We start from the raw sequence: 13092 nt of genomic DNA on the forward strand, positions 1-13092 counted from the left end.
TCGATTCTTTCGGCGCTGGGGGCGCCGCGTCCTCGCCGGAGCCGGGCGCCAGGCGTGCCGCGAGGAGGACCGGGCGGGTGCCCCAAAGCCCGCGGTCGCGCACCGGACTCCCGTGAGCGCGAGCGGGTCCAGCCCGCCCGGTCCCGTCCACGCCCCGCCCTCACTCAGGAGGAAACGCGCCATGCCCATCTCGCCCAACCAAGGGTCCACCGCAGGCGGTACGACCGTGACCATCACCGGTACCAACCTCGGTGGTGCCACGGCCGTGCGCTTCGGCAGCAAACTGGCCACCATCACCGCCAACACCGCCACCTCCGTGACGGTCACCTCGCCGTCCGGCAACGGGGTGGTGCCGGTGACCGTGACCACGCCCGGCGGCACCAGCAATCCGCTGAACTTCTTCTACATCGGCCCGCCCTTCAAGTCGTCGCTGAGCGTGACCTCCGGGCCGCTCGCCGGTGGGAATACGGTCACCATCACCGGCACCGGGCTGTCGACCGCCAGCGCCGTGGCCTTCGGCGCCAACTCCGCGACACCGACCGTCGTCTCCGACAGCCAGATCACCGTGGCCGTACCAGCCGGCGCCGCGGCCGGTCCGGTAGGGGTGACCGTCACCACGGCGGGCGGCAGCAACAACGGCTTCTCCTACACCTATGTGGCCACCCCGACGGTCACCGGCTTCACGCCCACCTCGGGCCCGCCCTCCGGCGGCACGGCGGTGACCATCACCGGCACCAACCTGTCCACCACTCAGTCGGTGACCTTCGGTGGCATCGCGGCGTCCTTCATCGTCATCAGCGACACCAGCGTGTCCGCGGTCTCGCCGCCCACCGCGGACGGGCAGCCCGGCCCCGCCGACATCACGGTCACCACCGTGGCCGGCAGCGCCACCGCCCCGACCCAGTTCCAGTACGTGGCCGGTCCGGGCATCTGATCACCCCGTGGGACGACCCGCCAGAAGGAGATCCACCTTGAGTACCCCTCAAGCCACAGGTACAGGCACCGGTCCCTCGACGGCCATGGCGTCCCCTCCTGTGATCAGTTCCGTGAGCCCCGCCGCCGGTTCGCCCGGCGGCGGGACCCCGGTCACCCTGACCGGGAGCAACTTCACCCAGGCCACGGCGGTCCGCTTCGGCCCGAACTTCGCCCTGTCGTACACCGTGGTGTCGGCGAACCAGATCACGGCGGTGGCACCGCCCGGCAGCGGCACCGTGCAGATCACGGTGACGACACCGGCCGGGACGAGCAACGGGGTGGTGTTCGGCTATGCCGCCGCCCCCGCCCTCACCGGCCTCTCGCCCGCCACGGGTCCCGCCTCCGGCGGTACGACCGTCACCCTGACCGGCAACAATCTGCTCGGTGCGACGGCGGTCAGGTTCGGGGCCGTCAACGCCTCGTCGTTCACGGTGGTGTCCGCGACGCAGATCACGGCGGTGGCGCCGCCGGGCAGCGGCACGGTGCAGGTCACCGTGACGACGCCGGGTGGGACGAGCAATGGGGTGTCGTACACCTATGTGGCGGTGGCGGCGCCGGTGTTGACGTCCGTCTCGCCGGGCCAGGGGCCGACGGGTGGCGGCAATACCGTCACGCTGATGGGCAGCGGCTTCACGGGGGCGACGGCGGTGCGTTTCGGTTCGACGCCCGCTTCGTCGTTCATGGTGGTGTCGGCCACGCAGATCACGGCGGTGGCGCCGTCGGGTAGCGGCATGGTGCAGGTCACGGTGACTGGGCCGGGTGGGACGAGTAATGGGCTGTCGTACACCTATGTGGCGGTGGCGGCGCCGGTGTTGACGTCCGTCTCGCCGGGCCAGGGGCCGGTCGGTGGCGGGAATACGGTGACACTCACCGGTAGCGGCCTTACGGGCGTCACGGCGGTCACTTTCGGCTCGACGCCCGCCTTGTCGTTCATGGTGATGTCGGCGACGCAGATCACGGCGGTCGCCCCGCCGGGGGCCGCCGGGCCGGTGCAGATCACCGTGACCGGGCCGGGCGGCATCAGCAACGGGGTCACGTACTTCTACGTCGGCGTCCCCACCCTCACCGGCGCCTCACCCGCCCAGGGGCCCACCTCCGGCGGTACGACGGTCACTTTGACCGGCACCAACCTCCTCGGTGCGACGGCGGTCAGGTTCGGGGCCGTCAACGCGACCTCCTTCACGGTGGTGTCGGCCACGCAGATCACGGCCGTGGCGCCGCCGGGCAGCGGCACCGTGCAGATCACGGCGGTGACGCCGGGCGGCACCAGCGACGGCGTCCCGTACACGTATGTGCCCACCCCCGTCCTCACCGGCCTGTCGCCGACCCAGGGGCCGCTCGACGCCGGGACCACGGTCACGCTCTTCGGCAGCGGTCTCACCACCACCAGCTCGGTGCTCTTCGGCTCCACGCCCGCCTCGTTCACCGTCGTCTCCGACACCTGGGTCACCGCCATCGCCCCGTCCGGACCCGCCGGGGCGGTGAACGTACAGGTCACCACCCCCGGCGGCAGTAGCAACAGCGTCGTCTACACCCGGGTGGGGCCGCCCGGGATCTAGGAGCCGAGGCCGGGGGCCGCCGCCCCGGCGCGCAGCGGCCGGTCGGCGCACGGCCGGGACCACCACACCCCCTCGCCGTGCGTCAGCCGGGGCAGGACCCGTTCGAAACCGTGCACCCGCCGGGCCGGGATCTCGCCACGCAGCAGCCACCCCGTGGCGCCGTCCGCGCTCTCGCCGATGTCCGCCTCGGCGGCGGTGAGGTGGGCGGTGACCGCGGCGAGCGTCTCGGCCGGAAGTTCCAGCTCGAAGGCGTGGTACGGCTCGTAGATCCGCCACCCCGCCCGCTCCACGGCCTCCCCGAGCACCACCGGGGTGATCTCGCGGAAGTCGGCCGTGGTGCTCAGCGGACCGATGAACCCGGAGCGGACGAGGACGACCCGGCAGTCCGTCACCGAGCGCCCCCGGGGGCCGTGGAAGAGCGTCTCGTACACGGTCTCCTCGATCGCGTTGTGGAACGCCCGGGGCAGCGCGCCCAGTTCGGTCTCGTAGCCGAAGACCACCCCGGCGCCGCGCTCGGTGGGCTCAACGCGCAGACCGACGGTCGCCCAGGGCCCGGTGTGGCCGACCCGGGCGATCTCGCGGGCGGCCTCGCCGACCCCCGCGGGGCGCTCGACCAGCACCGGACGGCTCGGTTCGAAGTCCGCCTCGATGCCGTAGTCCTGGACCAGCGTGGCCGCGATGATCTCCTTCTGCACCTCCCCGTACAGCAGCACCGAGGTGGCCCCGCCCGGCATCGCCCGCGCGTGGATCAGCGGATCCTGGTCGGCCAGGTCCAGCAGCGCGGTGTGCAGCCGGGACGCGGCGGCGGCCCCCTGCTCGCGGGCGCGGACGAGGGTCTGGAGGCTGGGCGCGGCGAAGTGCCGCCGGTCCGACGGGGTGTCGTGGAGGGGCCCGAGCCGGTCGCCGACCCGGACCCCGGGCAGGCCCTTGATCCTCGCGATGTTCCCGGCGGTCAGCGGCCCGCGCGCGGCCCCCGCGTCTCCGATGACCTCCAGCGCGGTGATCTGTCCGGTGTGCTCGGTCAGGGCGCCGCCGGGCTCGCGGCGGTGCAGGGTTACCCGCTGCCGCAGCGTCAACTCGCCGGAGAACAGCCGCAGATAGGCCGTACGGGCGCCACGGGCGCCACGGCCCCCGCCCCTGCCGCCTGTGCCGCCGCCTCCGCCGCCTCCCGCTCCGCCTGTGCCGCCTCCGCCGCGCTCGACGGCGAAGACCGTGCCGCGCGACTCCGCGCCGCCCGGCGCGGGCGGCACCAGCCGGGCCACCCCCTCGACCAGCGCCCCGACGCCCTCGCCGCTGAGCGCCGAGCCGAAGAAGACCGGATGCGTCAGCCCCTCCGCGGTACGGGCCGCGAGCGCCGCCCCCACCTCCTCGGCCGAGGGGAGCGGACCGTCCACGACCCGCGCGAGCATCGCGTCATCGGTCTCGGCCAGCACCTCGGCCGCCTCCGCGCGCACCGCCGGATCGTCCAGGGAGCGCGGCCGGACGCGGGCGTTCCGCGTGCCCAGGTCCCGTACCGACGTCAGCGGGACGAGATGCGGGGCCAGGGCGCGCCGGATGTCGGCGAGCAGCCCCTCGTCGCGGGCGCCCGCACGGTCGACCTTGTTGATGAAGAGCAGCACCGGGAGCCGCAGCCGCCGCAGGGTCTTCATCAGCACCCGGGTCTGCGCCTGGACGCCCTCGACGGCGGACAGCACGAGCACCGCGCCGTCGAGTACCCCGAGGGCGCGCTCGACCTCGGCGATGAAGTCGGAGTGGCCGGGGGTGTCGATCAGGTTGATCTGGGTGTCCCCGGAGGTGAGGGACGCGACCGCGGTCCGCACGGTGATACCGCGCTGCCGCTCGATCTCGCCGGTGTCGGTCTGGGTGTCCCCGGCGTCGACGCTGCCGAGCCGGTCGATCACCCCGGCGTCGTAGAGCAGCCGCTCGGTCAGGCTGGTCTTACCGGCGTCGACATGGGCGAGCACACCGATGTTGAGGGTCGGTGAGACCCGTGGAGAGCTGGGCATGGATGCTGAGGTCCTCGAAAACGGTCGTCCGGTGGGGGCGCTGAGTCGTTCCGAGGAATCGGCGCATCGGTTGCTCCTGCTCGTAGATGTCTCGTCGACGTGAGGTCGCGGACATCCTGGACACGGGAGCGGGCGGAGGCAACCGAATTTCGGGCGGCCCGTCACCGCGTAACAACCCTCGGCCCGCCCCGTGGGAAGCGCGATCGGCCCGTAGAAAGCGCTGTCACGCCTCTCGACAACGCCCGCCGCTGCCCCGACTCTTCGTAAGCGACGGGGGCCGGTGCGGCGGAGGGGACTGACGATGCGGCGCAGAACGCTTCTGGCGGCGGCGGGCACCACCGTGCTCGGAACCGCCCTCACGACCGGTACCGCCTGGGCCGACGAGACCATCGGCGTCGACCCCGGCACCGACCACGGGGCGTGGGAGGGCTGGGGCACCTCGCTCGCGTGGTGGGCCAATCTCTTCGGGCAGCGGGACGATTTCGCCGATCTCTTTTTCACCACCAAATCGGTGGGCTACGGCGGCCGCTCGCTGCCCGGTCTCGGGCTGAACATCGCCCGCTACAACCTCGGCGGCTGCGCCTGGACCAGCGTGGGCGGCGAGTCCATGGTGGCCTCTCCCAACATCCCCCGGTTCAAGCAGATCGAGGGCTACTGGCACGACTGGAACAGCGAGGATCCGGCCTCCGCGGCCTGGCACTGGAACGCCGACGCGGTCCAGCGGGCGGCACTGGCCAAGGCCGTCCAACGGGGCGCCGTCAGCGAGCTGTTCGCCAACTCGCCCATGTGGTGGATGTGTCTCAACCACAACCCGTCCGGCGCGGCGGACGGCGGCAACAACCTCCAGTCCTGGAACCACCGCCAGTTCGCGCTCCATCTCGCCACCACCGCCCGCTACGCCCAGGACCACTGGGGCGTCCGCTTCGCCACCGTCGAGGCGTTCAACGAGCCGTCGTCGGCGTGGTGGAAGGCGGACGGCACCCAGGAGGGCTGTCACATCGACGCGGCGGTCCAGCGGACCGTCCTCGGCCACCTCCGCACCGAGTTCGACGCGCGCGGCCTGACCGGCACCCGGATCTCGGCGTCGGACGAGACCAGCTACGACCTGGCCCGCACGACCTGGAGCTCCTTCGACTCCGCCACCCGCGCGCTGGTCGACCAGGTCAACGTCCACGGCTACCAGGGCTCGGGCGGCCGCCGCGATCTGCTGTACCTGGACGTGCGCGCGGCGGGCAAGAAGCTGTGGAACTCCGAGACCGGCGACAAGGACGGCACCGGCCTCACCCTCGCCACCAACCTCTGCCTTGACTTCCGCTGGCTGCACCCCACCGCGTGGTCCTACTGGCAGGTCATGGACCCCAGCGCCGGCTGGGCGCTGATCCACTACGACCCGGACACCGCCCAGCCCGGCGCCGTGCAGACCAAGTACTACGTACTCGCGCAGTTCACCCGCCACATCCGCCCCGGGATGCGGATCCTGGAGACCGGCTCGGACCACGCGGTCGCCGCGTATGACCCGGGGGCGCGGCGGCTCGTGCTCGTCGCCGTCAACCCCGGCGCCGCGCAGACGCTGACCTTCGATCTGTCCCGCTTCGGCCAGGTCACCGGGGGCACCGGCGGGCTGGTACCGCGCTGGTCCACCCAGACCTCGGGCACCGGCGATCTGTACACCGCGCGCCAGGACACGGCGCTCGACGGCAAGCGGCTGAGCGTTCCGTTCGCCGAGAAGTCGGTGCAGACGTTCCAGATCGACGGGGTGACCGAATGAGCCGACGGTAGGGCGTGCGGTTACGCGGCGAGGTGGCGGACGACGCGGCGCAGCTGCTCCTCCCACCGCTCCCGGAACTCCGGCGAGTCCGGCTCGATGCCGAAGATCTGGCGGACGGCGTGCGGCATGGTGGCCGGTGCGGAGACCATGGCGTAGCACATCAGCAGCACGGCGGCCGGATCGAGGTCGTCCGCCAGTTCGCCCGCCGCCTGCCGGCGCCGCATGTCGGACAGGTCCTCGCGCGGCTCGTCCCCCACCTCGCCGGTCAGCGCCTGCCAGATGGCCAGCCTGATGCCGCGGGGGTCGTCGAACGCCTCCCGGAGGTAGCGGGCGACCAGCTCCTCGAAGGGGACCGCGGGGTCGTTGAAGGTCGCCTCGCGCCGGAGCCATTCGCGGCCCAGCTCCCGGTAGAGGCCCTCCTTGCCGCCGAAGTAATAGGTGATCAGCTGCTTGTTGAGGCCCGCACGGTCGGCGATGTCCTGGACGCGCGCGCCCGCGAACCCCTTCTCGGAGAACTCGTCCATGGCCGCCTCCAGCAGCAGCCGCCGGGAGCGCTCCGGGCACTGCTTGCGCTCCTCCGGCGTGGGGGCGCGGCGGGGCCTCTTCGGCGTCCCCTGCATCGTCCTCATCTCTCCTCTTGCTCGGCCCGGACAGGGTAGCCGGGGGTTCCCGCCATGCTCTCATCTAATTGTTTGACAACTTCATCCGTTTGGATGAGCCTGGCTGCGGATACGTACGGGAGCGCAGGACAGGCAAGGAGATTGATCATGTTCGTGGTGACCGGAGCCACCGGAAACGTCGGCAGCCATGTGGTGAAGCACCTGGCCGACGCGGGCGCCGAGGTGCTCGCGCTCACCCGCGACCCCGAGGCGGCCCGGCTGCCGGAGGGCGTGCGGGCGGCCCGCACCGACGAGCTGCCCCTGGACGGCGCCACGGCGCTGTTCCTCAACCCCGCGGTGGTCTGGCAGGTCGGGTCCGAGAAGATCCTGGAGCGGGCCAAGGCGAGCGGGGTGCGGCGGATCGTGATGCTCTCCTCGTCCTCCGTCCTGTCGGACCTCGACCCCCAGACGAACCCGATCGGCGCCCGCCATCGCGCCCTGGAGGACGAGGTCGAGGCCACGGGGCTGGAGTGGACGTTCGTCCGTCCGGGCGGCTTCGCCGCGAACGCGCTGCAGTGGGTGGACCAGATCAAGGCGGGGGACGTGGTGTACGGGCCGTACGCCGGGGCGCAGATGGCGCTCATCCACGAGGCCGACATGGGCGCGGTCTCCGCCCGTGCCCTGCTCGCCGACGACCTGGTCGGCAAGGCCCCCGAGCTGACCGGACCCGAGTCGCTGAGCTTCGCCGACCAGGTGCGCGTCATCGGTGAGGCCATCGGGCGGCCGCTGCGGTACGAGGAGATCACGCACGAGGCGGCGCGGGAGCGGATGTCCGGCGGGTTCGTCACGCCGGAGATGGCGGACTCGCTGTTGCGGGTCTTCGCGGAGTTGGTGGACCGGCCGCAGGCGATCTCGCCGGAGGTGGAGCGCATCACGGGCCGCCCCGGGCGTACGTTCGCCCAGTGGGTGGAGGACCACGTGGCCGCCTTCAGCTGAGGCGCGTTGGGTGACCGCGGTCGCGCCTGCGGCGAGCTGTCCCCTACCCGCCCCTTCCCGAACCATGGGGCTCCGCCCCCTGGACCCCGGACGGGCTGATTTCAGCCCCTCCGGCGCTTGAGGAGCGGGGTCCGGGGCGGAGCCCCGGTTGTGGGAAGGGGCGGGTAGGGGAAGGCCCGCCGCAGGCGCTACCCCAGGGGCGGGTCCTGGGAGTCGAACGCCTGGACGGCGCGGGGAAGGTTCCGCGCCGGGCGCGGGCGGTGCGCGCCCGCCGGGTGCCAGGGCCGCCTCAGGAGGCGGTCCGCGTACCCCGCTTGCCCGGCTGCTTCTTCGCGGTGGTCTTCTTGGCCGCGGTCTTCTTGGCCGCGGCCTTCTTCGTGCCCGTCTGCTTCCTCCCGGCGGCCTTCCCCGCGGGCTCCTCCTCCGCGGCCTTGGCGGCCTTCGCCGTCTTCGTCCCGCCCCGCTTCGCCGCCGTCTTCTTCTCGGCCGCGGGCGCCTTCTTCGCCGGTGCCTTCTTACGGCCGCGCAGCTCGTGGACCGTCGCCTCCGCCTCCTCCCCGGCTTCGCCCTCCGGGGCCTCCGCGGCCTCCCCGGCCCCCTCGCCCCGGGCCTCCTTGGCGCTGCGGACGCTCTCCTTCAGCGCCGCCATCAGGTCGACCACCTGCGCGCCCGCCGGCCGCTCGCCGGGCTCGGCGGTGGGCGTCGCGCCGGACACCTTCGCCGCCACCAGCTCCTCCAGCGCCTCGTGGTACTCGTCGCGCAGATCGTTCAGATCCACCTCTCCGAGCGTCTCCATCAAGGTGTCCGCGAGGTCGAGTTCGGCCGGCTTCACGGTCACCTTCTCCTTGGGGGCCACCCCCGCGGGCTCGCGCACCTCATCCGGCCAGAGCAGCCGGTGCAGCGCGATGGTGTCGCCCACGACGCGCAGCATCCCCAGCCGCTCGCGGCCGCGGTGGGCGTACTTGGCGATGGCGACCTTCTCGCTGCGCTTGAGCGCCTCGCGCAGCAGGGTGTACGGCTTGGCCCCGGCGGCGCCGCTGGTGCCCAGGTAGTAGGCGTCGCCCATCTGGAGCGGATCGATCTCGGAGGCGGAGATGAACGCCTCGATCTCCAGGGTGTGGGTGGTGGGCAGCGGAAGCGCCGCGAGGTCCTCCTCGGTGATCGGGACCAGCGCGCCGTCCGCGTCCTCGTACGCCCGCCCGATCTCGCTCGACTCGACCGGCTTGTCCTCGAGCTCGCAGACCTTGCGGTAGCGGATGCGGCCGTTGTCGCGGGTGTGGATCTGCCGGAACGAGATCGAGTGGTCCTCGGTGGCCGGATAGATCTTGATCGGAATGCTCACCAGGCCGAAGGAAATGTTCCCATTCCAGATAGATCGCATGCTTGATCCCTTTCGTGAGATTCTTATCGTATGTCCCCGATCGCGGAGGTGGAGGGGCGGCGGATCACGCTCAGGAACCTCGACAAGGTCATCCATCCGGCCACTGGCACCACCAAGGGCGAGCTGCTGCACTATCTGGCGTCGGCCGCGGACGCGCTCCTCGGCCATCTGCGCGGGCGGCCGCTGGCGTTCCTGCGCTACCCGGACGGCCCCGACGGCCAGAAGTTCTTCACCAAGAACCCGCCTCCGGGCACGCCTCCCTGGGTGACGACGGCCGAGGTCACCCGCCATAAGGGGGAGATCGCGCGGCAGGTGGTGATCCAGGATCTGCCCTCGCTGATGTGGTCGGCCAACCTCGTGGTGGAGCTCCACACCCCGATGTGGCGGATCGACCAGGGTGTGGGCATCGCCGACCGGCTCGTCTTCGACCTCGACCCCGGGCCGCCCGCCACGATCGTGGACTGCCGCGTCGTCGCCGTATGGCTGCGCGAACGGCTGGCCGCCGACGGCCTTACGGCGTACGCGAAGACCAGTGGCTCCAAGGGGCTGCATCTGCTGGTGCCGGTGGAGCCGACCCCCTCCCGGCAGACCACCGCCTACGCCAGACGGCTGGCCCTGGAGGCCGCGAACGCCATGCCGGACCTGGTCATCCGCAAGATGACCCGCTCGCTGCGGCCGGGGAAGGTGTACGTGGACTTCAGCCAGAACGCCGCCGCGAAGACCACCGCCGCCCCGTACACCCCCCGCGCCGTCCCCGAACCGGCCGTCTCCGCGCCCGTCACCTGGGAGGAGGTCGAGGCGTGCGGTGACCCGGCGGCGCTGACCTTCCTGATCGACGACATCCCCGGGCGGCTCGACCGCCACGGGGATCTGCTCGCCCCGCTGCTGGACCCGGCGGAGGGGCGCCCGCTGCCGACGGGCGAGGCCGACGTCGAGGAGGCCGGCGAGGCCGTCGAGGCCGTCGAGGAGGACGAGGACAACGGCCAGGGCGACGACGAAGGCGCGGCCGACCGATGACGTCGTCCTCCCATGAGCCGCCCCTTCAGCCGCCTCTTCAGCCGCCCGTGGACGTGGCGCTGGCCCGTGTCGTCCCGATCCTGCCCACCGCCCCGCCCGGTCGGCGGCTGGCGTACGAGCCCAAGTTCGACGGCCATCGGCTGCTGATCTTCCGGCTGGGGGACACCGTAAGGATGCAGGCCCGCTCCGGCCGCATCATCACCCGCGCCTTCCCCGACCTGGCGGCCGCCGCACGGCCGCTGCCGCCCGGCACTGTCCTCGACGGCGAGGTGGTGGTGTGGGCGGGCGGCCGTACGGACTTCGCCGCGGTCCAGAAGCGCGCCTTCGCCGCGTCCGAGTCCCGGGCGGGGAGGCTCGCCCGGGAACTGCCCGCCTCCTACGCCGCCTTCGACCTGCTCGCGATCGGCGCGGAGGATCTGCGGCCGCTTCCGTACGAACAGCGCCGCGCCCGGCTGATGGCGCTCCTCGAACCGCTCGGCCCACCGCTCCAGGCCGTGCCGATGACGACCGATCCGGAGCTCGCCGCCACCTGGTACGAGTCGCTGCTGGAGATCGGTATCGAGGGCCTGGTCATCAAGGAGCTGGACCAGCCCTACCGGCCGGGCCGCCACTGGCGGAAGGTGCGCCATTCGGAGACCCGTGACGCCGTGGTCGTCGGAGTCGTCGGCCCCCGCCTCCGCCCGCGCGCCCTCGCGCTGGTGCTCCCCGGCGACGACGCGCCCTTGATCTCCGCCCCGCTCTCCATGGCCGTCCGCGCCCAGCTCAGCACGGCGCTGCGCGATCTGCCCGATCCCCAGCCCCCGCCCGCCGAACTCCCCACCGCCCTGGACCGGGTCGGCGCCGAGATCGCCTACCGCCCCATCGCCCCGGACCTGACCGTCGAGGTCCGTCAGGAGGGCACGGTCCGCCACGCGGCGACGAGGGTCATGCGCCTCCGCATTCCCGACTGACCCGGGCGTCGTGGCCCCCGGTGTCGCGCCCATGGCCCGACCGCGGTCGCCCCGCCCCGCCCGGCACCGGCGACCGGCCGACGCGGACGATGCGTCCGGCGATCGGCCACGCCGGTCCGTGCGCCGAGCCGTGACCGGGGCCGGGCCCGGGAGGGCCGAGCCGCGAGGTGACCCGCGCGGCGGGTCACGCCTCGGGCCGGACACCACCCGCCGAGCCCGCCGAGCCCGCCGAACCTGCCGCGTCCTCCGCGTCCTCCGCGTCCTCCGCGTCCTCCGCGTCCTCCGCATCCGCCGGATCCGGCGGCCCGGTGATCACTGCCGTCACCCGGCTGCCCGGGGGCAGTTCACCCCGCTCCACCAGTCCGTAGACGCCCCACAGCGTCTTCGCCACGTATCGCCGCTCCAACCGGATCCCGTGCCGCGCCTCGAACTCCGCCGCGAACGCCTCCAGCTCCGCCGGGACCCGTCCGTAGCCGCCGCCGTGGTAGCCGTGCTCGATCCGCCAGTTGGTGAACGGCCGCCCCCACCCCCGCTCGTGCAGCGCGGCCACCTCGCCGTCCAGGTAGCCCTCCGCCCCCTTCAGGACGGCGAACCCAACCGCTCGCGCACCAGCCGGGAGCGCCGCCGCGATCCCGGCCAGCGTGCCGCCCGTGCCCACCGCGCAGCACACCACATCGCCCGGCCCCGGGTCGGGCAGCTCCGTGACGAGCGCGGCCGCCCCGCGCGCCGCCAGGACGTTCGTACCGCCCTCCGGCAGCACGTAGGCGCGCCCCCACCGCTCCTCCAGCGCCCGCAGGGTGCCAGGGTCGTCCTCGCCCAGGCCGCGCAGCGTCTCGCGGTAGGTGGAGCGGGTGACGAAGACCAGCTCCATGCCGTGTGCCTCGGCCCGCGCCAGCGACCAGTTGCGCGGCGCGTCGGCCAGCTCGTCGCCCCGGATGACGCCGACCGTCGACAGCCCGTACGCGGCGCCCGCCGCTGCCACCGCCCGGATGTGGTTGGAGTACGCCCCGCCGAACGTGAGCAGCCGGGTGTGGCCGCGCTCGACGGCCGCGCGCAGATTCGGGGTGAGCTTGCGCCACTTGTTGCCAGGCACCAGCGGGTGGATGAGATCGTCCCGCTTCAGCCGCAGCGCCACGCCCCGGTCGGCGAGCCACGGGTCGGTCACGTCCCGCACGGGGGACGGCAGCCGGGGCCACACGCCGTGCGTCGCGCCGTGCGTCACGTCGCGCGTCACGCCCGGCGCGCGCCGTCGGCCGCGGCGAGTACCGTGGCCGCGCTGTCGCGGGCCTGGCGCGCGGCTTCCGCGCCCAGGACCGCGGACGTCGCCATGGCCCCTTCGACCAGTATGTGGATCTGCTCGCCGACGCCGCGCGGGTCGGGGTAGTCCTCGGCAAGCCCGATCAGATAGTCGCGGAGCAGGGTCTTGTGCTCTCGTACCGCTTCGGCCACGAGCAGGTGGCTCTCGTCCCCGTGCCCACCCAGCTCCGCCCAGGCGTTGACGAAGGCACAGCCGCGGAAACCCGGGGTGTCGATGGTTTCCCGCAGGGACTCGAACGCCGCGAGCAGGCGCGCCCGTGAGCCGGCCGGGGCCGGGGCGGCCCGCTCGACCGACTCGGCCAGCCGGGCGCGCAGCCGTCGGCCGTACACCCGCAGGTAGGCGGCCACGAGATGGTGCTTGGACGGATAGAGCTTGTAGAGCCGTGCCAGTGACACCCCCGCGCGGTCCCGGACCTGGTCCATTCCCACCGCGTGGATGCCGCGCCGGTAGTAGAGCTCTTCAGCCGCCTCCAGCAAGCGCGACCGCGCCTCGTCGTGGTCCACCACCCTCAACCCCGGGATCC

At 72.9% G+C, this 13092-nt stretch carries 11 protein-coding genes; 6 read left to right on the top strand and 5 right to left on the bottom strand.

Translation table 11 applies throughout. From position 1 onward, the window contains the following. Positions 1-181: 181 nt before the first annotated feature. Together J2Z30_RS16140 and J2Z30_RS16145 are read left to right on the top strand one after the other, a co-directional pair. Positions 182-934: an IPT/TIG domain-containing protein gene (locus J2Z30_RS16140; protein WP_044571386.1), complete on the top strand. Its 753-nt coding sequence runs from the start codon at positions 182-184 to the stop codon at positions 932-934. Positions 935-1019: 85 nt separating this feature from the next. Beyond that, entirely contained in the window at positions 1020-2534 is a 1515-nt protein-coding gene (locus J2Z30_RS16145; protein ID WP_078956721.1) for an IPT/TIG domain-containing protein, read from the top strand. Here the strand turns inward: J2Z30_RS16145 and J2Z30_RS16150 are convergent. Then, positions 2531-4540, bottom strand: a complete 2010-nt coding sequence (locus tag J2Z30_RS16150; protein ID WP_044571383.1) for an elongation factor G — start codon at positions 4538-4540, stop codon at positions 2531-2533. The two genes, J2Z30_RS16145 and J2Z30_RS16150, sit on opposite strands and share 4 nt — an antisense overlap. Positions 4541-4841: 301 nt before the next feature. Here J2Z30_RS16150 and J2Z30_RS16155 point away from each other — a divergent pair, with 301 nt between their 5' ends. Beyond that, a complete protein-coding gene (locus J2Z30_RS16155; RefSeq protein ID WP_044571380.1) occupies positions 4842-6308 on the top strand; it encodes a glycoside hydrolase in 1467 nt (488 codons plus the stop codon). Positions 6309-6328: 20 nt separating this feature from the next. Here the strand turns inward: J2Z30_RS16155 and J2Z30_RS16160 are convergent, their stop codons facing one another. Beyond that, positions 6329-6937 (bottom strand): TetR/AcrR family transcriptional regulator, encoded by a 609-nt coding sequence (locus tag J2Z30_RS16160; protein WP_044571377.1) that lies wholly within the window; start codon positions 6935-6937, stop codon positions 6329-6331. A 138-nt stretch (positions 6938-7075) separates the two neighbouring features. Here J2Z30_RS16160 and J2Z30_RS16165 point away from each other — a divergent pair, with 138 nt between their 5' ends. Further along, positions 7076-7903 carry an NAD(P)H-binding protein gene (locus J2Z30_RS16165; RefSeq protein ID WP_044571375.1) on the top strand — a complete coding sequence of 276 codons (828 nt, stop codon included), beginning with the start codon at positions 7076-7078 and terminating at the stop codon, positions 7901-7903. Positions 7904-8192: 289 nt separating this feature from the next. On the opposite strand, the gene ku is transcribed toward J2Z30_RS16165, so the two are convergent. Next, the gene (ku, locus tag J2Z30_RS16170) at positions 8193-9284 is read right to left on the bottom strand and encodes a non-homologous end joining protein Ku (RefSeq protein WP_044571373.1); all 1092 of its coding nucleotides are present in this window, start codon (positions 9282-9284) and stop codon (positions 8193-8195) included. A 30-nt stretch (positions 9285-9314) separates the two neighbouring features. On the opposite strand from ku, the gene ligD reads away from it, so the two are divergent. Beyond that, on the top strand, positions 9315-10301 hold the full coding sequence (gene ligD / locus J2Z30_RS16175; RefSeq protein ID WP_044571369.1) for a non-homologous end-joining DNA ligase: 987 nt from the start codon (positions 9315-9317) through the stop codon (positions 10299-10301). Further along, complete coding sequence (locus J2Z30_RS16180; protein WP_044571366.1) at positions 10298-11251, top strand: ATP-dependent DNA ligase; 954 nt, start codon at positions 10298-10300, stop codon at positions 11249-11251. The genes ligD and J2Z30_RS16180 overlap by 4 nt, the downstream gene beginning before the upstream one ends. A gap of 184 nt (positions 11252-11435) precedes the next feature. On the opposite strand, the gene J2Z30_RS16185 is transcribed toward J2Z30_RS16180, so the two are convergent. Next, a complete protein-coding gene (locus J2Z30_RS16185; protein WP_308279938.1) occupies positions 11436-12485 on the bottom strand; it encodes a 1-aminocyclopropane-1-carboxylate deaminase/D-cysteine desulfhydrase in 1050 nt (349 codons plus the stop codon). Continuing rightward, positions 12482-13075 carry a TetR/AcrR family transcriptional regulator gene (locus J2Z30_RS16190; RefSeq protein WP_308279949.1) on the bottom strand — a complete coding sequence of 198 codons (594 nt, stop codon included), beginning with the start codon at positions 13073-13075 and terminating at the stop codon, positions 12482-12484. The genes J2Z30_RS16185 and J2Z30_RS16190 overlap by 4 nt, the downstream gene beginning before the upstream one ends. Between the last annotated feature and the right edge of the window lie 17 nt (positions 13076-13092).

Source organism: Streptomyces iranensis (assembly GCF_017874715.1).
GTDB classification, from domain to species: domain Bacteria; phylum Actinomycetota; class Actinomycetes; order Streptomycetales; family Streptomycetaceae; genus Streptomyces; species Streptomyces iranensis.